The sequence below is a fragment of the Parahaliea mediterranea genome, from assembly GCF_017255185.1.
Taxonomy (GTDB): Bacteria; Pseudomonadota; Gammaproteobacteria; order Pseudomonadales; family Halieaceae; genus JAFKCZ01.
Map to the genome: position 1 here is coordinate 528,633 of NZ_JAFKCZ010000001.1, position 21,335 is coordinate 549,967.

At 63.0% G+C, this 21,335-nt stretch carries 17 protein-coding genes; 8 read left to right on the forward strand and 9 right to left on the reverse strand.

All coding sequences use genetic code 11. The features are described 5' to 3' along the window. Positions 1 to 59: 59 nt before the first annotated feature. The 5 genes from JYP50_RS02230 to pilB all read right to left on the reverse strand — a co-directional run bounded on the left by JYP50_RS02230 (position 60) and on the right by pilB (position 5,389). Positions 60 to 605 (reverse strand): nuclear transport factor 2 family protein, encoded by a 546-nt coding sequence (locus tag JYP50_RS02230; RefSeq protein WP_206558813.1) that lies wholly within the window; start codon positions 603 to 605, stop codon positions 60 to 62. Positions 606 to 761: 156 nt separating this feature from the next. Further along, positions 762 to 1,364, reverse strand: coding sequence for a dephospho-CoA kinase (gene coaE / locus JYP50_RS02235; protein ID WP_206558814.1), 603 nt, complete (start codon positions 1,362 to 1,364; stop codon positions 762 to 764). A 145-nt stretch (positions 1,365 to 1,509) separates the two neighbouring features. After that, positions 1,510 to 2,376: a prepilin peptidase gene (locus JYP50_RS02240; RefSeq protein WP_206558815.1), complete on the reverse strand. Its 867-nt coding sequence runs from the start codon at positions 2,374 to 2,376 to the stop codon at positions 1,510 to 1,512. Between the two features lie 28 nt (positions 2,377 to 2,404). Next, on the reverse strand, positions 2,405 to 3,628 hold the full coding sequence (locus tag JYP50_RS02245) for a type II secretion system F family protein (protein ID WP_206558816.1): 1,224 nt from the start codon (positions 3,626 to 3,628) through the stop codon (positions 2,405 to 2,407). A gap of 42 nt (positions 3,629 to 3,670) precedes the next feature. Continuing rightward, the gene (gene pilB, locus JYP50_RS02250; RefSeq protein ID WP_206558817.1) at positions 3,671 to 5,389 is read right to left on the reverse strand and encodes a type IV-A pilus assembly ATPase PilB; all 1,719 of its coding nucleotides are present in this window, start codon (positions 5,387 to 5,389) and stop codon (positions 3,671 to 3,673) included. A gap of 427 nt (positions 5,390 to 5,816) precedes the next feature. Between pilB and JYP50_RS02255 the strand changes: the two genes are divergently transcribed. The 4 genes from JYP50_RS02255 (at position 5,817) to JYP50_RS02270 (ending at position 11,097) form a co-directional block, all read left to right on the forward strand. Next, positions 5,817 to 6,275 carry a pilin gene (locus JYP50_RS02255; protein WP_431311283.1) on the forward strand — a complete coding sequence of 153 codons (459 nt, stop codon included), beginning with the start codon at positions 5,817 to 5,819 and terminating at the stop codon, positions 6,273 to 6,275. 76 nt (positions 6,276 to 6,351) lie between these two features. Continuing rightward, on the forward strand, positions 6,352 to 8,331 hold the full coding sequence (locus JYP50_RS02260; protein ID WP_206558818.1) for a hypothetical protein: 1,980 nt from the start codon (positions 6,352 to 6,354) through the stop codon (positions 8,329 to 8,331). A gap of 14 nt (positions 8,332 to 8,345) precedes the next feature. Beyond that, positions 8,346 to 10,220 carry a hypothetical protein gene (locus tag JYP50_RS02265; RefSeq protein ID WP_206558819.1) on the forward strand — a complete coding sequence of 625 codons (1,875 nt, stop codon included), beginning with the start codon at positions 8,346 to 8,348 and terminating at the stop codon, positions 10,218 to 10,220. A gap of 4 nt (positions 10,221 to 10,224) precedes the next feature. Then, entirely contained in the window at positions 10,225 to 11,097 is an 873-nt protein-coding gene (locus tag JYP50_RS02270; protein ID WP_206558820.1) for a glycosyltransferase family 2 protein, read from the forward strand. Positions 11,098 to 11,100: 3 nt separating this feature from the next. Here the strand turns inward: JYP50_RS02270 and JYP50_RS02275 are convergent, their stop codons facing one another. Then, positions 11,101 to 11,580, reverse strand: a complete 480-nt coding sequence (locus JYP50_RS02275; RefSeq protein WP_206558821.1) for an Lrp/AsnC ligand binding domain-containing protein — start codon at positions 11,578 to 11,580, stop codon at positions 11,101 to 11,103. A gap of 190 nt (positions 11,581 to 11,770) precedes the next feature. Here JYP50_RS02275 and ald point away from each other — a divergent pair, with 190 nt between their 5' ends. Further along, the gene (gene ald, locus JYP50_RS02280) at positions 11,771 to 12,910 is read left to right on the forward strand and encodes an alanine dehydrogenase (protein WP_206558822.1); all 1,140 of its coding nucleotides are present in this window, start codon (positions 11,771 to 11,773) and stop codon (positions 12,908 to 12,910) included. A gap of 65 nt (positions 12,911 to 12,975) precedes the next feature. Here ald and JYP50_RS02285 read toward each other — a convergent pair whose 3' ends face one another. Continuing rightward, the gene (locus tag JYP50_RS02285; protein ID WP_206558823.1) at positions 12,976 to 15,156 is read right to left on the reverse strand and encodes a malate synthase G; all 2,181 of its coding nucleotides are present in this window, start codon (positions 15,154 to 15,156) and stop codon (positions 12,976 to 12,978) included. A 320-nt stretch (positions 15,157 to 15,476) separates the two neighbouring features. Between JYP50_RS02285 and JYP50_RS02290 the strand changes: the two genes are divergently transcribed. Then, positions 15,477 to 17,066, forward strand: a complete 1,590-nt coding sequence (locus JYP50_RS02290; RefSeq protein WP_206558824.1) for an ATP-binding cassette domain-containing protein — start codon at positions 15,477 to 15,479, stop codon at positions 17,064 to 17,066. Positions 17,067 to 17,092: 26 nt separating this feature from the next. On the opposite strand, the gene JYP50_RS02295 is transcribed toward JYP50_RS02290, so the two are convergent. Further along, the gene (locus JYP50_RS02295; protein ID WP_206558825.1) at positions 17,093 to 18,049 is read right to left on the reverse strand and encodes a LysR substrate-binding domain-containing protein; all 957 of its coding nucleotides are present in this window, start codon (positions 18,047 to 18,049) and stop codon (positions 17,093 to 17,095) included. Between the two features lie 170 nt (positions 18,050 to 18,219). On the opposite strand from JYP50_RS02295, the gene JYP50_RS02300 reads away from it, so the two are divergent. Together JYP50_RS02300 and rraA are read left to right on the forward strand one after the other, a co-directional pair. Next, the gene (locus tag JYP50_RS02300) at positions 18,220 to 19,989 is read left to right on the forward strand and encodes an acyl-CoA dehydrogenase (RefSeq protein WP_206558826.1); all 1,770 of its coding nucleotides are present in this window, start codon (positions 18,220 to 18,222) and stop codon (positions 19,987 to 19,989) included. Then, complete coding sequence (gene rraA, locus JYP50_RS02305) at positions 19,986 to 20,489, forward strand: ribonuclease E activity regulator RraA (RefSeq protein WP_241262693.1); 504 nt, start codon at positions 19,986 to 19,988, stop codon at positions 20,487 to 20,489. Before JYP50_RS02300 ends, rraA begins: the two co-directional genes overlap by 4 nt. 9 nt (positions 20,490 to 20,498) lie before the next feature. On the opposite strand, the gene nadC is transcribed toward rraA, so the two are convergent. After that, on the reverse strand, positions 20,499 to 21,332 hold the full coding sequence (gene nadC / locus JYP50_RS02310) for a carboxylating nicotinate-nucleotide diphosphorylase (protein ID WP_206558827.1): 834 nt from the start codon (positions 21,330 to 21,332) through the stop codon (positions 20,499 to 20,501). Positions 21,333 to 21,335: the final 3 nt, after the last annotated feature.

Sequence of the window (21,335 nt, forward strand, 5' to 3'; positions counted from 1 at the left end):
GCGCATTGTCCCCGCGCGGCCCTCTAGGTGCGGCGCGGCTTGGTTCAAGGAAGTGTTACTCAGCCCAGGCCTGTCTTTGTGGCCCGGGGCCGCCAGGCCGCTTGCCGCAGTAGTGCCTGGGCCTGGTCTTCGCCGACCAGCCGTGATTCCCGTCGCGCAATGCGCCACTGGCCGCTGTCGCGGCGAAACCGCCATTCGTTGATCGCCAGGCGCTGCAGATGCGGCGTGGATTCCTTTACGTTGTACAGCCGCGAATAACCCGTGGCGCGGGCTTCATCGCCACTGATTTCCAGGGTGACGGGCCCCACTGTATGCGCGCAGCAGGGCAGCAGCGATTGGTGCAGGGGAGAATCCAGCATGTTGCCGATGGCCTCGGCGCCCTTGAGGGTGAGATCTGTTGCCCCGGAGTCCGCTTCGTCGCGCCCGCTACGGGGGGCGCTAACCACGTACACGGCGTCGCCTGTGTGGCAGGCCACGGCGGTGGCCGTGTCGCCACAGTCGACGGCCAGGCCGTAGCGCACCATCAGGTTGCGCAGGGCGAGTTCGTCCTCGATGTATTGCACGCGTTCGGCAAGGGCGGTGATTGACGCTGTAGTGGTTTTCAAGCAGGCGTTCCTGTCGTGGAGGGTTGTTCAGTGTGCGGTGGCCCGCCGGGCCGCGCGTTCATCGAAGCGCGATTGTCGGGCGGGCCGCCGGTTCTAGCGCGCCGGCATCAGCGGGAGCGCGCCCCTGGAGCGCATTCTCACGGGGCCTTGAGCGGGCTAACCCAGCTCCGCCCGCGCCAGTAATTCCTTGTGCAGTTCCGCGGCCTGCTCTTCGAGGTCCGCCAGTGTGCCGCTGTTGTCGATAATGATATCCGCCCTGTCGAGCCGTTGATCGCGCTCCATCTGCGCGGCAATGATCCTGCGCACCTGGGCTTCGTCGTTGTCGTCCCGCGCCATGGTCCGGGCAACCTGCGTCTCCACCGGTACGTCCACGACAACCACCAGGTCGGTCCAGCGGGACTGTTCCCCTTCCAGCAGCAGGGGGGAGCTCAGTACGGTGTAGGCCGAGGTTGAGGCGGCCAACTGGCGCTCGATTTCCTCGCCGATCAGGGGGTGGGTCAAGCGCTCCAGCCAGCGCCGCTCCCCGGGGTCATCGAAGACGCGCTTGCGCAGGGCGGCGCGATCCAGTCCGCCGTCGGTCAGCAGGATGTCCCGGCCGAAATGCGCCGCGATGGCTTCCAGGGCCGGTTGTCCCGGTTCGACCACCACCCGCGCCGCAAGGTCCGCGTCCACCACGGTAATGCCCCGCGCTTCAAGGTAGTTTGTAAGGGCCGATTTGCCGCTGCCGATGCCGCCGGTAATGCCGACTACCAATGCCATTGTTTTCTCGCTGTCGGGTTGTGTTCCATCAGTGTTGCGCGCGTGGTCGAATGAATTCGACCCTACAGAGTGCGCTGGCTCCAATTCCGCGTAGGGTCGAATTCATTCGACCAATACCCGAGCGAATCTACCCCAACCTCCGGCCTCATTGAAGCCCGGTCGCGCCCAGATAGCTCGCCATGATGCTGTCCCCCCAGACCAGCGCCAACCACCCGGCCATCGCCAGGTAGGGGCCGAAGGGAATGGGCACTTCCCTGCCCCTGCGACGAATCACCATCAGTGCGATGCCCACCACCGCGCCCACCAGCGAGGACAGCAGCACGATCATCGGCAGGGCCTGCCAGCCCATCCAGGCGCCCAGGGCCGCCAGGAGCTTGAAGTCCCCGTAACCCATACCCTCCTTGCCGGTCAGCAGTTTGAAAACCCAATAGACGGTCCACAGGCAGAGGTAGCCGGCGATGGCGCCGATCACCGCGTCGCGCAGGGGCGCGAAAGTGCCGGCCAGATTGAACAGCAGCCCCAGCCACAGCAGTGGCAGGGTGATGTTGTCCGGCAACAGCTGGTGGTCTATATCGATCATGGTCAGGGCTATCAGCGCCCAGGTGAAAAGCAGGGCGCCGGCCAGGGCGGGGCTGGCGCCGAAATGTATCGCGAGGAACAGGCTGGCCAGCCCGGTCGCCAGTTCGACCAGGGGGTAGCGCGGTGAAATGCCCGCGCCGCAGCTCGCGCACTTGCCGCGCAACGCCAGGTAGGAAATTACCGGGATATTCTGCCAGGGCCGCACCGGTGCCTTGCAGTGAGGGCAGTGGGAGTTGGGTACCGCCAGGCTCAGGCGAGGCCGCTCCGTGGCGTCGTCCACCTCTAGCAACACGGCGCACTCCGCGCGCCAACTGGCCTCCATCATCAGCGGCAGGCGGTAGATCACCACGTTGAGAAAACTGCCTACCACCAGCCCGAGCGCCAGTAAAAACAGGGGCAGCAGCCAGCCGTGCTGGCTAAAAAGCTCTAGCATGAATGCGTCTCGTTATGACGGGCTTGTGTCAGATCACCGAACCCAGCATGAAGATCGGCAGGTACATGGCGATCATCAGGCCGCCCACCAGTACGCCGAGTACCGACATGATCACCGGCTCCATCAGTGAACTCAGGCTGTCCACGGCGTTGTCCACCTGCTCCTCGTAGTGGGTGGCGACCTTGTCCAGCATTTCGTCCAGGGCGCCGGATTCCTCGCCGATGGAGATCATTTGCAGCAGCATATTGGGGAACAGCCCGGTGGTCTTCACCGCCTGGTACAGGGTGGTGCCGGTAGTGACGTCGTCGCGGATCTGGCGGATGGCCTTGGCGTAGACCGAGTTGCCCGCCGCGCCGGCGGTGGAATTCAGGGCTTCCACCAGCGGCACGCCGGCGGCGAAGGTGGTGGCAAGCGTGCGGGAGAAGCGCGCCACCACCGCGTCGTGGACGATATCGCCAACCACCGGCAGCCGCAGCGCGGTGCGATCCAGGAATTCCGCAAAGGGCACCGATCGCAGCTTGGCCTCCCTGAACAGGAAGACCGCGGCGATGATGCCGGCCAGGATGATGTACCACCAGTCCTGCACGAAATTGGAGATGTTCAGCACCATCAGCGTGAACGCCGGCAGGTCGGAGCCGAAGCTGCGGAAAGTCTCGGCGAACTGGGGCACCACTTTTACCAGCAGGATGCCGGTAACCACAATGGCCACCACCACCACCGCGGTGGGGTAGGTCATGGCCTTCTTGATTTTGGCCTTGAGCTGTTCGGTCTTTTCCTTGTAGGTGGCGACCCGGTCCAGCATGACCTCCAGGGTACCGGAGGATTCTCCCGAGGCGATGAGGCTGCAGAACAGGTCGTCGAAGTAGCGCGGGTGTTTGGCCAGGGTGGGCGCCAGGCCCGAGCCCGAGGCGACGTCGTTCTTGATGTTGGTGACCAGCTCCCGCATGCGCTGTTTATCCAGGCCCTCGGCCACGATGTCGAAGCTCTGTACCAGCGGCACCCCGGCCTTCATCATGGTGGCCAGCTGCCGGGTAAAAATGGCGATATCCGCCGGTTTGATCGGCTTGCCCTTGCCGCTGCCGAACAGGGGCTTGGGTTTTTTGCGCACCGATTTGATCTTGACGCCCTGGCGGCGCAATTGCGCCTTGGCCATGGCGGAACTGGAAGCTTGAATCTCGCCCTTGGTGGTCTTGCCGTTCTTGTCGATGCCACTCCAGGTGAAGACATCGTTGCTCGCTGCACTGGTCGCCATACCCGCTATCGCCCCGTAGGTTGTACCCCTGTCATTATGGGCCTAGTCGACGGTCACCCTGTTGACCTCCTCCAGGCTCGTCATTCCCTGGGCCGCCTTCCACAGCGCCGAGGTGCGGAGGTCGTTGAAGCCCTCCGCCCTGGCCTGCCGGCTGATCTCCAGGGAATTGCCCTCATCCATTATGATGCGGGCCAGTGCCGGTGTCACGCGCACCACTTCGTACACGCCCACCCGGCCCTTGTAGCCGTCTTTGCAGTTGTCGCAGCCCACCGGGTGGAACAGGGTGGCGGATTCCAGCATCTCCTCGGTGAAGCCCTCCTTCAACAGCACTTCCCGGGGTATGTCGTCCGCCGGAGTCGCGCATTGCTTGCACAGGCGCCGCGCCAGGCGCTGGGCGATAATCAGGTTGACCGAGGTGGCGAGGTTGAACGAGGGCACGCCCATGTTGAGCATGCGGGTGATGGTTTCCGCGGCGCTGTTGGTGTGCAGGGTGGACAGCACCAGGTGGCCGGTTTGGGCGGCCTTGATGGCGATTTCCGCGGTTTCCAGGTCGCGAATCTCCCCCACCATGATCACGTCCGGGTCCTGGCGCAGGAAGGAGCGCAGGGCCTCGGCGAAATTCAGGCCCACCTTCGGGTTTACGTGCACCTGGTTGATGCCTTCCATATTGATCTCCACCGGATCCTCCGCGGTGGAGATATTGCGCTCGGGCTGGTTCAGCAGGTTGAGGCCCGTGTAAAGCGACACTGTCTTGCCGGAGCCGGTGGGCCCGGTCACCAGGATCATCCCCTGGGGCTGGTTCAGGGCCTTGAGGTAGAGTTCCTTCTGGTTTTCTTCGTAGCCGAGGGCGTCGATGCCCATCTGCGCGCTGCTGGGGTCGAGGATCCGCAGCACGATCTTCTCCCCGAACAGGGTGGGCAGGGTGTTGACGCGGAAGTCGATGGCGCGGTTGCGCGACAGCTTCATCTGGATGCGGCCGTCCTGGGGCACGCGGCGCTCTGAGATGTCCATCTGCGACATTACCTTCAGGCGCGCGGCCAGGCGCGCCGACAGGTTGCGCGGCGGGCGCACGACTTCACGCAACACCCCGTCGGTGCGGAAGCGGACACGGTAGTTGTTCTCGTAGGGCTCGAAGTGAATGTCCGAGGCGCCCTGCTTGATCGCGTCCACCAGCACCTTGTTGACGAAGCGCACGATCGGCGTTTCGTCGATACCTTCGGCGCCGTCGTCCTGATCGTTTTTCTCGCCCTCGGAGACATCGATGTTCTCGAGATCCTCCGATTCGATGTCTTCCAGCCCGCCAGCGAGGTCGTCCGCCGCCTCCACCCAGGCGGCGATGGCCTTGGTCAGCGCCTTTTCCTCGATCAGGATGGCGTCCGTATTGATGCCCGTGTGGAATTTGATCTCGTCGATCGCCGCCAGGTTGGTGGGGTCCGAGACCCCGATGAACAGGCGGTTGCCCCGGCGGTACATGGGCAAGGCGTGGTGCTTGGTGACCAGGTTGACGTCCACCAGACCGGTGGGTATGTGCTCAAGATTGAAGGCGCGAATGTCAAACAGGGGCACGCCGAATTCCTGGGAGGCGATCTCCGCCAGGCGCTGGCTGTCGACATCCATGTTTTCCACCAGGTAGCTCACCAGCGGAATCCGCTCCAGCACCGCCTGTTTCAGCGCCTCCCGCGCCTGTTCGGTGGAGAGCAGGCCCTCGGCCGCCAGTCTGCCGGCCAGGCCGCTGAGTTGCCCGGTTGCCTTATGGTTCATTCCTACGTCCAGGGCCGAGGGTAGTCGGCCGGTATCTAGCTTGGTTCTGATAGTGCGATCGAGTATATGTAATCAGCGCCGGTTCATATACCCCGCATAGCTGCAAAACCATGATTTTCTGGGGTTTTTGTGACTTTCTCGGGGTATTTTGGCATAGATCACGCGGTGGCGCGGGATGTCAGGCGGATGTGACGAAAAATGTCAGTTGGCGGCGGTCAGTGACAATAGAGGTAGACTTGTATAGTTGGCCGCTTTGTACGGATATCGAGGCTGGTTCATATAACCCTTTGATTTTAATAGCTGAATCTATTCTTCTGCCGGTGAGTGACAATGTTGGCATTACCTTTGCTAGACTTACCGGCGCGGCAGGCTCGGCTATCGAGTGTCGACACTTAAACAAGCCCCTTCGGGGGAAGGAGCAGGGAACATGATGCAACAACGTGCACAGCAGGGTTTCACCCTGATCGAACTGATGATCGTGATCGCGATCGTCGGGATTCTGGCGGCAATCGCGCTGCCGGCTTACCAGGACTATACGGTGCGGGCGAAAATGTCAGAACCGATCGCACGTCTGGCGGAAGCCAAGACGACCTTCGCCGAGTACTACGCGGCGAGGGCTGAAATGCCTACGGACACGGTAGGTAACGCCAGCCTCAACAAGACGACCACCGATATCGTCAAGCAGATAACTTATCAGTTGTCTTCGGGTGACGCGCTGATCACTATCAGCGTCGCTAGCAGCAACCTGCCGGGTGAGGCCAATGACTTGACCTTCAGCCTGTCGGGTTCCTCGAATCCAAACGAAGGGACCGTGACCTGGACCTGCAAGCCCGGCGCAAGTAATCCGATGCCCGCGAAGTGGCTTCCCGCTACTTGCCGGGGCTGATTGACGCCGGAGTGTTTGACGGAAAAGCCCGGGCAGTGCTCGGGCTTTTTTGTGCTGCCCGGCAAACGCCGGAACTTTGAATAAGGCGCTGGTCTTGGGCCGTCCTCCATACCCCCTGGCGTTTATCGCCGCTGTTTTCCTGCTACTGTCGGCCTGGATCTACACCCAGGGGTTGGACGGTCCATGGCTTTTCGACGATCGCGGGAATATTGTCGACAACCACCAGCTGGCCATTGAAGGCGGCGAGGTGGATGCATGGCGAACCGCCAGTCTGAGTTCGGGCTCCGGCCCGCTGCGACGTCCCCTGGCCATGGGTTCTTTTGCGGCGCAGCACGCGTTCAGTCCCGATGTTTCCCCCGCGGCGTTTAAAGCCGCGAACGTCCTTCTGCACTTCGTCATCGGCGGAGTGGTCTGGTTGTTTTGCCGTGCCGTGCTGTCGGGGCTGCCGGGTAGGCGCCACAGCAAAGCCCTGGTGGACCGAGTTGCAGTGGTCGCGGCGCTGATATGGATTGCGCACCCGTTGAACGTTTCCACGGTTCTCTATGCCGTTCAGCGCATGGCGCAGCTGTCCACCCTGTTTGTCGTCCTTGGATTGTGGGTTTTTGCGCGTTCCCGCAACCGCTGGCTGAGGCAGATCCCCAGCGCTGGTGAGGTGGTGGCCGCCGCGCTTTGGCTGTTGGTGTTGACCATTCTTGCAACCTATTCAAAGGAGAACGGCGCTTTGTTGCCCCTCCTTGTCGTCGCATTGGAGGTGAGTGTTTACCGCGGTCGTTTGGGGGGGCGAAGTTTTCCCGCTGTTTCCGGTACGGCCCTGTGTCTATTGTTGCTGCCATGCCTGTTGCTGGCGGCCTGGTTGATATTCAATCCAGACGCCATTCGGTCCATGTACGGGAATCGAGAGTTTACCTTGGGCGAACGCCTGTTAACCCAGCCGAGAGTGCTCTGGCACTATGTGCACTGGATTATGACGCCCACACTGTCGAGTTATGGGCTGTTTCACGACGATATTCCGATCTCGTTCGGACTGTGGAGTCCGGCGACAACCGCCATTGCCATCGTGCTTTGGGCGGGGCTCTTGGTTCTCGCCGTGGCTCTGGGCAAGAGAGCACCGTTACTCCTGTGTGCCGTGTTGTTTTTTCTGGTTGGCCAGGCAATGGAGTCGAGTTTTTTGCCGCTTGAGATGGTGTTCGAGCATCGCAACTACCTGCCCATGATCGGTGTTGTGCTATTTGTGGCGTACCTCCTGGTGGAGCTGGGCGAGCGAATGCCGGCATCTCTCTCCTGGGCGCCCTGGACTGTTGCGTTGGCGATATTGTGTGCCCAGCTGTACATCCGTGCGCACACGTGGTCCGACCCCGTTCGGCTGGCCCAGGTCAGTGCCTTGAATCATCCCCACTCGCCCCGGTCACTCAATGCCTACGCCGGCGAGTTGGTGAGTCTCGCCCAGTCGGAATCCTCTGCCGGGGAGAGCGGTGCGCAGCGCCTGGAATGGATGGCGCTGGCCCGTCACTACTATGAACAGGCCTTCGCTGTCGACCCAAGAAACCTAAGCGCCCTGGTGATGTTGTACCAGATAGATAGCCAGCACTTTAGCGATTTGGGAGAGGAGCGGCGATGGCGGAATGTGATACTCGCGCTGCTCGAGGATAGAAAAATCAGCGCATCGGACTACACCGCGCTAAAAACGCTGGTGGCCTGCCTTGGGCGTGGCGAGTGCGCCGGCGGTGAGCCATTTGCGTGGCAGATAATTACTGCGGTGAAGCATCGGTACCCGGGTTCTCCACGCATTGCGCTGCTGGAGTACGGTTTTCTGGTCGCCGCGGACGCTCCGGCAGTCCAACGAATAGCGGCTTTGGAAGCTGCCTTGGCAAGAAGCCCCGGAAGCCGGCAGCTGTATAGCCCACTGATTAATGAATACGGCAGTCTCGACAGCGTCGGCCGTGTGTTTGAGTACACGGCCGCGCTGATGGCCGTCGATGTCGAGAGGCGTCAGCTGTCATTGATCAAGCAAATGTTTGTCCCGCGCCAACCGGAAGATGAGGAGGAGCGGCGGTGAGAATGGCTGGTAGGATGGGAGTGGACGCCGCGCCGGTCATTTTGCTCTTTGTTGGCATTATGTTTGCGCTGTGGATCTACTGGCCGGGACAGTATGGGCCTGCATTGTTGGATGACCATTCCAGCGTTCTGGTGATAGAGGATTTGCGGCAGGAGCCCGAGACGGCACTAGATTACGTGTTCGGGGACCGTTCGGGGCCGCTGGGCCGGCCGGTATCCCTGGCGACATTTGTACTTGAAAGAACGTTTTTTGGCGATGAGTTGGCGCTTAGCAAGCGGGTCAATATCGCATTACACCTTCTCAACACTGTGTTGGTCACGGCACTTTTTACCCTGCTTCTCAGGGCTGCCAATGTGCGTGGTGCTTTGCTGCTCGCGACAACCTGCTCGCTATGCTGGGCGCTCGCGCCCCTGCATGTCAGCAGTGTACTCTATGTCGTGCAGAGAATGGCGTTATTGAGCGGCACCTTCATGTTGCTCGCAACTCTCAGTTATGTCTGTTGGCGAAATGCCTACGGTAGGGGACACTCTCGTCCCGCCTGGCTGTTGCTGATGGCGTCATCGATTTTCCTCGGGCTGTTTTCAAAAGAAAATGCCGTGGTTGTGATCCCGGTAATCCTGTTGGTGGAAGCCCTGTGGTACCAGTTCCGGGACGAAAACGGCGCGGTTATCAAGTGGCTTCAAAAATGGACGCTGGGCAGCATTGTGGCGGGCATGGTCGGGCTGTTCGCCATTTTTCTGTTGCGGTACGAAAAATATGCGCAGGCGTTCCGCAACCGGGAGTTTACCCTGGAGGAGCGCTTGATGACCCAGGCGCGCCTACTTTGGGATTACCTGGCCCAGTTGGTGTGGCCAGACATGGCGCGCCTTGGGATTTATCATGATGATGTCGTGTTTTCAACCTCCCTGACGATCCCCGGCTCCACCGCTTGGGCTATTATGGCATGGTTGGCGGTGGGGTTATGTGTTGCATTGAGTCTGAAGTGGCGCTGGGGGCGGCGCTTCAGCTTGGGCGTGGCTTGGTACATCGTGGCGCACGGGGTTGAATCTTCTGTTTTGCCGCTGGAACTTTACTTCGAGCACAGAAATTACTTTCCGTCCGTTGGGATTTTTCTTGTGTTGGCCGTGGTGCTGGCCGCGATAATGCGCTATCTCCCGGAAGTCAAAGCGCCATTGGTTACGTTGGTGTTGTTTTACGCATTCTATATGGCCATGCAAACCAGTTCCCAGGCCCAGGTATGGTCCCAGAGGGAGCTCATTATTATGAATCAGCTAAACGGACACCCGGAGTCGCCGCGAGCCAACAGGGATATGGCAGTTCTGCTGGCCAATAATGGTGAGTATGACCTGGCTGCCAAATACTCGCACATCGCGTTTCAAAGCAGCGGCAGCGAACGCCGGGCTGATTTCCAGATTCGGGAGATGGCGCTCAAGTGCTTGGCGGGCGAGTCGGTCGATCGACAGGAAATCGAGAAGATCGGGGACGAGGGGGCTTCCCGTCCAATCAGTACGGTAGTTACCTTGCATACTTTTGTTCGCTTGCTGCAGGATGGGCGCTGCCCTGGATTTGACACAGCTGCATTTGCCGGGCGAATGCGTACGCTTTTCCTGGTCGAAAATTTCCGTGACAGGGCTGCTCCGAGCATATACAAGAGCTTGGCTGCGCTGGAAAACCTTCTGGAAGAATTCCGGTTTGCATACCTATATACTGCCCAGTACCTCAGTCTGCGTCCGGATGATACCAGCGGGCAGTTGATGCAGCTGCATTTTGCTACCGCTCTGGGTAAAGTGGATGAGGCTCGCGTGTTGAAAAAAGTACTGTTTGGTAAGCAAGAGCGTGATTTGCTATCCGTAGCTGAGCAACGAACTCTCTCACTTTATCTGGAGTGATGGCTTGAACCCGTCAATTATCATTCCCGCGAAAAACGAGGAGCGGGGCCTGAAGGGCTTACTGCCCAGCCTGTTGAGCCTGTATCCGAATACCGAAATCATTGTTGTGGATGATGGCTCCTCGGACAATACCGCTGAGGTATGCCGGCAGGAGGGGGTGGAAGTGATATCCCACCCGTATTCCAAAGGCAATGGCGCCGCGATTAAAACAGGTGCCCGCGCCGCTTCGGGGGACGTGCTGGTATTCATGGACGGTGACGGGCAGCATGGTCCCGAAGATATAGCCCGCCTGCTTGAAAAGTACGAGGAAGGCTATGAGCTGGTTGTCGGCGCCCGGAGCGGTTTGGCCGACCAGGCCAGCGTGGCGCGATGGGGCGCCAACAGTATCTACAACAGGTTGGCCAGCTGGATGGTAAACCGCCAGATTCCCGATCTGACATCGGGCTTTCGCGCGGTGGATCGCCGCAAGTTTCTTTCCTTTTTGTATCTCCTACCCAATGGTTTCAGCTACCCGACAACCTCGACCATGGCGTTTTTCCGGGCGGGGTTTTCGGTGGGATTTGTGCCAATTACCACCCAACCCCGTGTTGGAAAAAGCCATATCAATTGGCTGCGGGACGGGGTCCGGTTCTTTCTCATTATCTTCAAAATCGGGACACTGTACTCCCCGTTAAAGGTCTATTTTCCCGTTTCGGTGTTGCTGGCCGCACTGGGCGTGGTGAATTATCTGATGGCATCCCTGGCTTCGGGCTCGTTTCGTTTTACCAACATGAGTACATTGCTGATACTGGCTGGAGTCATCGTATTCCTGATGGGCCTGTTGGCGGAACAGCTCACCAATCTCCAATACAAAGACGTCGACATGGAGCACGACTGAGCTCTAGTAAGGCACCGGCAAGGCCAGCGTCTCCTTCACCTGCTCCATCACCACGTAACTGGTCGATTCCTGCACCCCCGGCAGGGTGAGCAGGGTTTCCCCCAAAAACTCCCGGTAGGCCGCCATGTCTGCCACCCTGGCCTTGATCAGATAGTCGAAGTTGCCGGAGACCAGGTAGCACTCCTGAACCTCGGGCAGCTCGAAGGCGCTGGTCTTGAATTCATCGAAGATATCCTGGGAGGTGCGGTTGAGGCGGATCTGCACGAAGACCACCAGGCCGGCGTCGAGATACTCGGGATTGAGGGTGGCCTGATAGCCGCGGATCACCCCCTCGCGCTCCATCCGCTTGATGCGCTCCTTGCACGGCGTGGTGGACAGGCCCACCTGGCGGGCGAGGTCGACATAGCTGCTTCGGGCATCGTCCTGCAGTAGTCGCAATAGCTTGCGATCGATGCGGCTTAGCTTGTGAGCCTTGCGTTCCATGGGGAATTCCTGTGTTTTTGGTTATATAACCCTGGGTAGGCTGTAATATTTTGTTCTACATTAGCTGAAAACGCTGTTTTTCTGCAAATAAAAGTCGAAATGGTAAGTAATTTATCTCAAATATAGAGATAAATATTGAAATATCCAACTACTATGGTCGTTTGAATCAGGCACCACTGAGGAGCCCCCCATGCTGATTGGCGTACCAAAGGAAATAAAAAACCATGAATATCGCATCGGTCTGACACCGGCCGGTGCAAAGGAATTCGTACAGCAGGGTCATCGCGTGATCGTCGAGCACGATGGCGGCCTGGCGATTGGCTTCGACGACGCGCAGTACCTTGCGGCCGGCGCCGAGATCGTCAATACCGCGGCGGAAGTCTTTGAGCGCGCCGAGATGATTATCAAGGTCAAGGAGCCGCAACCCGGCGAGTGCCGCATGCTGAGCCCTGGGCAATTGCTCTTCACCTACCTCCACCTGGCCCCGGATCCCGAGCAGACCCGTCTGCTGCTGGAGTCCGGCGCCACGGCCATCGCCTACGAAACCGTCACTTCCGACGATGCCGGCCTGCCGCTGCTGGCGCCCATGAGCGAAGTGGCCGGGCGCATGGCGATCCAGGCGGGCGCCCACAACCTGGAGAAGGCCCAGGGTGGTAACGGCATGCTGCTGGGCGGGGTGCCCGGTGTCGAGCCGGCGAAAGTGCTAGTGATCGGTGGCGGCGTGGTGGGTATCAACGCCGCGCGCATGGCGATGGGCCTGGGCGCCGACGTCACCATTCTCGACAAGTCGCTGGAGCGCCTGAAGGAGCTGGACATGATCTTCGGCGGCCGTATGAAAACCGTCTATTCCACCGCCGACGCGGTGGAGCGTCACGCGCTGGAGGCCGACCTGGTGGTGGGCGCGGTGCTGATTCCAGGGGCCGCGGCGCCCAAACTGATCAGCCGCGAGTTGGTGAGCCGGATGAAGGCCGGTTCGGTCATGGTGGACGTGGCGATTGACCAGGGTGGCTGCTTTGAAACCAGCCGCGCGACCACGCATCAGGAGCCCACCTACGTGGTCGATGGCGTGGTGCACTACTGCGTGGCGAACATGCCGGGCGGGGTGGCCCGCACCTCCACCATGGCCCTAACCAACGCCAGCATGCCCTATGCGCTGAAGCTGGCCAACAAGGGCGTGGCGGATGCGCTGCGCGATGACAGGCACCTGCGCAATGGCCTCAATGTCCACGCGGGAATGATTACCCACGAAGCCGTGGCGGAAGCCCTGGATTATGAATTCGTGGAGCCACTGACGGCCCTGGGGCGGACCGCGCTGCAGCAGTCGGCGTAAGCAATACCGCCCAGCGGTTTTTCATGTCATCAGGGCTCCGTGCACGGAGCCCTGATTTTTTTGCCTCAAGCCCCGTACTTTGACTTGGCTTCCCGCCGGCGCCGGTGCAGTACCGGTTCGGTGTAGCCATTGGGCTGGGCGCAGCCCTCGAACACCAGTTCACAAGCCGCCTGGAAGGCGACGTTGTTGTCGAAGTCGGGGGCCATGTTGCGGTAGGCCGGGTCCCCTGCGTTCTGGCCATCCACCACCTCGGCCATGCGTTCGAGGGTTTCCCTGACCTGTTCCTCGCTGCACACGCCGTGGCGCAGCCAGTTGGCGATGTGCTGGCTGGAGATACGCAGCGTGGCGCGGTCTTCCATCAGGCCCACGTTGTTGATGTCGGGCACCTTGGAGCAGCCCACGCCCTGGTCTACCCAGCGCACCACGTAGCCGAGGATGCCCTGGGCGTTGTTGTCCAGCTCCCGCTGGATATCCGCCGCGCCGAGCCCCTCGGCCCCCTTCAGGGGAATGGTGAGGATGTCGTCCAGCGCCGCCCGCTGGCGGTTTTTCAGCTCGTCCTGGCGCTCGGCCACGTTCACCGTGTGGTAGTGGGTGGCGTGCAGGGTGGCGGCGGTGGGCGAGGGTACCCAGGCGGTGTTGGCGCCCGCCAGCGGGTGGCCGATCTTGTTTTCCAGCATGTCGGCCATCAGGTCCGGCATCGCCCACATGCCCTTGCCGATCTGGGCGCGGCCACGAAGGCCGCAGGCCAGGCCGGTGTCCACGTTCCAGTCTTCGTAGGCGTTGATCCAGGGTTCCTGCTTCATCGCGCCCTTGGGGGTCATGGCGCCAGCTTCCATGCTGGTGTGGATTTCGTCGCCGGTGCGGTCGAGGAACCCGGTGTTGATGAATACCACGCGGTCCGCGGCGCGGCGGATGCATTCCTTGAGGTTGATGGTGGTGCGGCGCTCCTCGTCCATGATGCCCATTTTCAGGGTGTTGCGGGCCATGCCCAGGGCGTCCTCGATGCGGTCGAACAGCTCGCCGGTAAAGCTGACTTCCTCGGGGCCGTGCATCTTCGGTTTGACGATGTACACGCTGCCGCGGCGGGAGTTGCGGGGCTGCTCCTCGCCCTTGTTCAGGTCGTGCAGGGCGATCATCGCGGTAAACATGCCGTCCATGATGCCTTCGGGAATTTCGTTGCCGTCGCGGTCGAGAATCGCGTCGTTGGTCATCAGGTGACCGACGTTGCGCACGAACATCAGGCTGCGCCCCGGCAGCACCAGCCGGCTGCCGTCGGCGGCGGTGAATACCCGGTCGTTGTTCAGGCGGCGGGTCTGGGTTTTGCCGCCCTTGTGGAAGGCCTCCTCCAGGTCGCCGCGCATCAGGCCCAGCCAGTTGCGGTACACCACCACCTTGTCGGCGGCGTCGACCGCGGCCACCGAGTCCTCGCAGTCCTGGATAGTCGTCAGGGCCGCTTCCAGCACCAGGTCCTTGACCCCGGCGGCATCGGTGGCGCCGATGGGGTGGGTGGCATCGATCTGGATGTCGATGTGCAGGCCGTTGTGGCGCAGCAGGACATTGGTGGGGGCGTTGGGCTCGCCGGCGTAACCGCGGAACTGCCGCGGGTCCGCCAGGGATGCGATCTGTCCTTCCTGCAGCACGACCTGCAGGGCGCCGCCGACCACGGTGTAGGCCTTGGCCTGGCTATGGTCGCCGGTGGATAGCGGGCAGTGGGTATTGAGGAAGTCCCGGGCCCAGGCGATGACCCTGTCGCCGCGCACGGGGTTGTAGGCGCCGGCGCGCTCGGCGCCGCCGTCCTCGGGGATGACGTCGGTGCCGTAGAGCGCGTCGTACAGGCTGCCCCAGCGCGCGTTGGCCGCGTTCAGGGCATAGCGCGCGTTCATGACGGGTACCACCAGCTGGGGGCCGGCGAGGGTTGCGATTTCCTCGTCCACCTTGTCGGTGGCGATGTCAAAGTTCTCGCCTTCCGGCAGCAGGTAGCCGATGTCCTCCAGGAATGCTTTGTAGGCGGCGCGGTCGTAGCCGGCGCCGGGGTGGGCGCGGTGCCAATCGTCGATTTTGGCCTGCAGGGCGTCGCGTTGTGCCAGCAGTTCCCGGTTGCGGGGGGCGAGCTCCGTCACGATGCGCTCCAGTGCGCTCCAGAACGTGTCCGGACTCACCCCGGTGCCGGGGGCAATGTCCTGTTCCAGTAAGTCGTGCAATTCGGCGGCGATTTGCAGGCCACCCTGCTGGATGCGGTTGCTCATGGTGTCGTTCCCTTGCTACTGCGCGGGCCTGAAAGCGGCCCCCAATGTAAAGCGGAATTCTAGGTTGCGGACCAAGATTTAGCTAATTTATCGTTTTTATCGCGGGCATATGTATTGTGAATGCGCCTGCTTGTTTTGTGAGGACAACGTTTGTACCCTGTGGCTGTTCCGGCATTCGGGCGCTGTGCACGCGAGGCAACAAGAGCGAGCATTAGCGCCCTGCGGCATTGCCGGAACCCTGATGTCAAACGGAGTAAATACAGTGGATTTCAACCCGACCAGCCTGCACAACCTGTCTGTTCACCGGGGAACCCACTGTTATGTCCGCATCCATTGTCCTGTCAAAACTCTCCGCCGCCACATCTGACGGGCGCGCGCTTTTTTCCGATATCGACCTGCGGTTCGACGCCGAGCGCACCGGCCTGGTCGGCCGTAACGGTGTCGGCAAATCCACACTGCTGCGGTTGATCGCCGGCGAGTTACAGCCGGCGGCCGGGCGGGTTGCCGTCACTGGCTGCTGGGGCTGGCTGCGCCAGGCGGTCCAGGTCGGCCCAGGTGAAACGGTAGCCGACCTGTTCGGCCTGCGCGAGGCCCTCGGGGTTTTGCGGCGGGCGGAAGCCGGTCGGGCCTCGGTCGAGGATCTGGCCGTCGCCGACTGGACGCTGCCCGCCCGCCTGCAGGCCGCTCTCGCCCGCGCCGGCCTGTCGGTGTCGCCGGAGACGCTGCTGTCGCAACTCTCGGGAGGGCAGCGCACGCGAGTCGCGGTCGCGGCCCTGGTTTTCGCCGAACCGGACTTCCTGTTGCTGGACGAGCCGACCAACAACCTGGACCGGGAGGGTCGCGGCGCTATCCTCGAGCTGCTTGAGGGCTGGCGCGCCGGCGCCCTGGTGATCAGCCACGACCGCGAACTGCTCGAGGCCATGGACGCCATTGTCGAGCTCTCCGCCCTGGGGGTCGCGCGTTACGGAGGTAACTGGAGCCACTACAGCGAGACTCGCGTCCGGGAGTTGGCTGCCGCGGAACGGGGACTGGCGGATGCACACAAGCAGGCCCGTGACGCGGCCCGAAGCGCGCAATTGAGCGCCGAGCGCAAGGCCCGCAGGGACAGCGCCGGGCGCCGCAAGCGCGCCCGCGGCGACATGCCACAGTCGTGGCTGGACGGGCAAAAGGACCGCAGTGAGCGCAGCAGCGCGGGCGGCGCGCGGCTGGCGGAGGATCGCGGCGCGCAGGCCGCCGATGCAGTGGCTGCGGCGCGGGACAAGCTTGAAGTCATCCAGCCCTTTACCGTGGCCCTGTCGTCCACCGGCCTGCCCGCGGGGCGCGCCGTGCTGCAGCTCGACAGCGTCGTTGCCGGTTATGTGCCGGGCCAACCTGCTTTACAAAAGCTGTCGCTGTCGGTGGTGGGGCCGGAGCGGGTGGCGATCACCGGGCCCAACGGCTGTGGCAAGAGCACCGCGCTGTCGCTGATTGCCGGGCGCCTGCGGCCGTGGGCTGGCGAGGTCCGCGTGTTCACGCCCTTTGCGCTGCTCGACCAGCGAGTGGACCTGCTGGAGCCCGCCGCCACGGTGTTGGCCAATTTCCGGCGCCTGAACCCCGAGGCGGACGACAACGCCGGGCGCGCCGCCCTGGCGCGCTTTCGCTTTCGCGGCGAGGCCGCCGAGCAAAGCGTCGCCAGCCTGAGCGGCGGCCAGGTGTTGCGCGCTGGCCTGGCCTGTGTGCTGGGCGGGTCCGAGCCGCCGCCCCTGCTGTTGCTGGACGAGCCGACCAACCACCTGGATCTGGAGTCGATCGAGGCCGTGGAGGCGGGGCTGCGGGCCTACGACGGCGCGCTGGTCGTGGTCAGTCACGACACGGCTTTTTTGGAGGCGATCGGGATTACCCGCACCTTGGCGTTGGCCCCGCCGGATTGATTCCAGCGGGAGGGCTTTCGGCGCGCTCAGGGCAGGGGCGCCTGCCCATCCAGTTCCCGGGCGGTATCGGCGATCAGCTTGCGCAGCCACTTGTTGGCGGGATTGTGCTGCAGCAGGGGGCTCCAGGCCATTTTGAGTTCCAGGGGAGGGATTTCCAGCGGCGGCTCGCGCAGCACGACCCGGGGGTTGTCGCGCTTGAGCAGGGTGGCGCGGGTGGGCAGGGTCACCACCAGGTCGTTCTGCTCCGCCAGGGTCATGGCCGCCTGGTAGTGGCGGGTGAACACGCGGATCTGGCGTTTCTTGCCCAGCCGGGCCAGGGCGCTGTCCACCCAGCCCAGGCGCTGCACGTCGTCGGGGTCCACGCCCACGCCCACGCCCATGCCGGTCTTGCTCACCCAGATGTGGTTGGCCTTGAGGTAGTTCTCCAGGGTGAAATCCTCGAGCAGCGGGTTCTCCGGGCTCAGCAGGCAGGAGAAGCTGTCGTTCCAGAGCGGAATCTGGTGGAAGGATTGGGGCATGGAGTCGAAGCGGTTGATCACCATGTCCACCTTGCCGCGCTCCACGTCGAGGAAGCTCACATCGGAGGGTGTCATGATGTCCAGGGTCAGGTCCGGCGCCTGGTTGCGCAATTTGCCCAGCACCGCCGGCAGCAGGGTGGATTCGGCGTAGTCACTGGCCATGATGCGAAACACCCGCTTGGCCTTCTCCGGCTCGAAGGCGGAGCGAGGTTGCACCGCGCGGTCGATATTGGTCAGCACCTCGCGCACGATGGGTTCCAGCTCCAGGGCGCGTTCGGTGGGGGTCATGCCGTCGGAGGTGCGCACCAGCAAGGGGTCGTCGAACAGCTCGCGCAGGCGCCTGAGACCGTTGCTCATGGCGGGCTGGGACAGGTTCAGCTGGTTGGCGGCCTGGGTCACGTTGCGCTCGCGCAGCAGGGCGTCCAGGTAGACCAGCAGGTTGAGATCGACGCGGTTGAGGTTCACGCGGTACCCCCGGCACAGAAGGCCATTCTATTCACTCAGTGAATGTTGAAAATGAAGACTATAGATTGGGGGAATTATACGCGCCTGTCTAGAATTGCCAATCCGGCCCGGGATTCAGATGGGCCATTGGTTATACTTCCCGACTCAGCTCGCAGTACACAGGACACAACATGGCAGATTACCGCGCACCCCTGGACGACATGGCCTTCCTGATCGACGAATTACTCGACGCAGGCACCCGCCTCGGCGGCCTGCCGCCTTTCGCCGACCTGGACGTGGGGCCGGAACTTACCGCGGCCCTGCTGGGGGAGGCGGGCAAGCTGGCCGGCGAGGCCCTGTCCCCCTTGCGCCGGGGGGGCGACGAACATCCGGCGACCTGCGAGGGCGGCAAAGTGAGCATCTCGCCGGGCTATGCCCAGGCCCTGAAGCAACTCGGCGAGGGCGGCTGGCTGGGTATCAGCGCCGACCCGAACTACGGTGGCCAGGGCCTGCCGGAACTCTACGCCACCGCCGCCTGCGAGATGTGGAATTCCGCCGACATGGCCCTGGCCCTGGCGCCGATCCTGAGCACTGGCGCGGCCCTGGCCATCGCCGCCCACGGCAACGAGGAGCAGAAACAAACCTACCTGCCGAAGATGCACGCCGGGGAGTGGTCCGGCACCATGAACCTCACCGAATCCGGCGCCGGCTCGGACCTCGGGGTGATGAAAGCCCGGGCGGTGCCCGAGGGCGATCACTACCGCATCCACGGCCAGAAGATTTTCATCACCTGGGGCGATCACGAGGCCTGCGACAATATCGTGCACCTGGTGTTGGCCAAGTTGCCGGACGCCCCGGAGGGCAGCCGCGGCATCTCGCTGTTCATCGTGCCCAAGTTCCTGGTCAACAGTGACGGCAGCCTGGGGGCGCGCAACGACGTCTACCCGGTATCCTGCGAGCACAAGCTGGGCATTCACGGCAGCCCCACCTGCGTGATGGCCTTCGGCGACAACGAGGGCGCCATCGGCTATCTGCTGGGCGAGGAAAACCGCGGCCTGGCCTGCATGTTCACCATGATGAACGAGGCCCGGCTGAAAGTTGGCCTCCAGGGCCTGGGCAGCGCCGAGGGCGCCTACCAGCAGGCGGCGGACTACGCCCGCGAGCGGGTGCAGGGCGGGGTGCCGATCATCCAGCACCCGGACGTGAAGCGCATGCTGCTGACCATGAAATCGCTCAACGAGGCCATGCGCGCGCTGGTCTACAGCGAGGCCCTGACCATGGACCTCGCCCACGCGGGCCCCGAGGCGGAGCGAGCGGCCCGCCAGTTGCGGGTCGACCTGATGATCCCGGTCATCAAGGGCTGGCTCACCGAGGTCGGGCAGGAAATCACTTCCCTGGGGGTGCAGATTCACGGCGGCATGGGCTACGTGGAGGAAACCGGCGCCGCCCAGTACCTGCGTGACGTGCGTATCGCCGCCATTTACGAGGGCACCAACGGCATCCAGGCGGCGGACCTGGTCGGGCGCAAGCTCGGCCGCGACAAGGGCGCCGCGATGGAGACGGCGCTGGCGGAGGTCGCCGACACGGTGCGCGCCCTGCGCGATGCCGACGACACCGCGCTCACCGCGATTGCCGATTCGCTGGGTCGGGCGCTGGACCAGATGCGCGCCAGCACGGCGGTGGTGCTGCAGGCGCTGGACGAGGATATGCCGGCGGCGCTGGGTGCGTCTTTCGATTACATGATGCAGGCAGGTTATCTGCTGGGTGGCTGGCACCTGGCGCGCTCGGCGCTGCTGGCCCACCAGCGCCTGGCCGATGGCAGCGACAATGACTTCTACCGCCGCAAAATCGCCACCAGCGGGTTTTATGCCGAGCGGATTCTGCCGCGCTGTGCCGCTTACGCGGGCGCCATCGCGGGTGCCGGGGATGGCCTGCAGGCCTACCCGGAAGCCTGGATTTGAAACAGACAAGGGAGATTGCCGTGACCACCTTTTCCACCCCCGACCTGTCCGACGCCGCGCCGGAGGCGCTGGCCATCGAGTTGCCGTTTGGCAACTACGGCGGCCGCAAGCGCTTCAGCGGCGCCGCCGTGACCATCAAGTGCCACGAGGACAATTCCCTGGTCAAGGCCTGCGTGGGGGAGCCCGGTGAGGGGCGGGTCATCGTTGTCGACGGCGGCGGTTCGCGCCGCCGCGCGCTGCTCGGCGACATGCTCGCCGAGCAGGCCGCCGCCAACGGCTGGGCGGGCCTGGTCATCAACGGGGTGATCCGCGACGTGGACGAAATCGGCGCCACCGAGCTGGGCGTGCAGGCCTTGGGGACCGTGCCGGTCAAGACCGACAAACGCGGCGAGGGCCAGCGGGATATCGCGCTGCACTTCGGCGGGGTGGTGATCGAGGCGGGGGATTTTATCTACGCCGACAACAACGGCGTGCTGGTGAGCAAGCGCCCGCTGCTGTAATCGCCCCGATCAGTCCAGGCGCATGGACAGGTCGAGGGCTTTGCAGTCCTTGGTCAGGGCGCCGATGGAGATAAAGTCCACGCCGGTATCCGCCACCGGTTTCAGGGTGGTGTCGGTGATGTTGCCGGAGGCTTCCAGTTCGACCCGGCCCCTGGTGCGGCCCACCGCTTCGCGCATGTCCTCCAGGCTGAAGTTGTCCAGCATCACCCGGTCGCAGCCCGCGGCCAAGGCCTGGTCCAGCTCGTCCAGGCTTTCCACTTCCACCTCCACCGGCTTGCCCGGGGCGAGGTCCCGGGCCGCCGCCACCGCCCCGGCGATACCGCCGCAGGCGTTGATGTGGTTTTCCTTGATCAGGAAGGCGTCGTAGAGCCCGATTCGGTGGTTGTGGCAGCCGCCGCAGGCCACGGCGTATTTCTGCGCGATGCGCAGCCCGGGAATGGTCTTGCGTGTATCCAGCAGTCGTACCCCGGTGCCCTCGACCCGATCGGCGTAGCGACGGCACACGGTGGCGGTACCCGAGAGCAGTTGCAGGAAATTCAGCGCGCTGCGCTCGGCGGTGAGCAGGCCCCGCGCGGGGCCGCGAAAGCTGAACAGGCGCTCCCCCGCGGCGATGGCGTCGCCGTCGTCGCGCCGCCAGTCCAGCACGATCGCCGGGTCCACCGCCTCGAACACCGCCTCCACCCAGGGGCGGCCGCAGAGAATGCCGTCCTCGCGGGTGATGACCTGGCCGGTCGCGATCGCCCCGTCGGGGATCAGTGCGGCGGTGATATCACCGCTGCCCACGTCCTCGGCCAGCGCGGCGCTGACGTTTTGCTGGATGATTGCGGGTGAGGGGCTCGACATGGC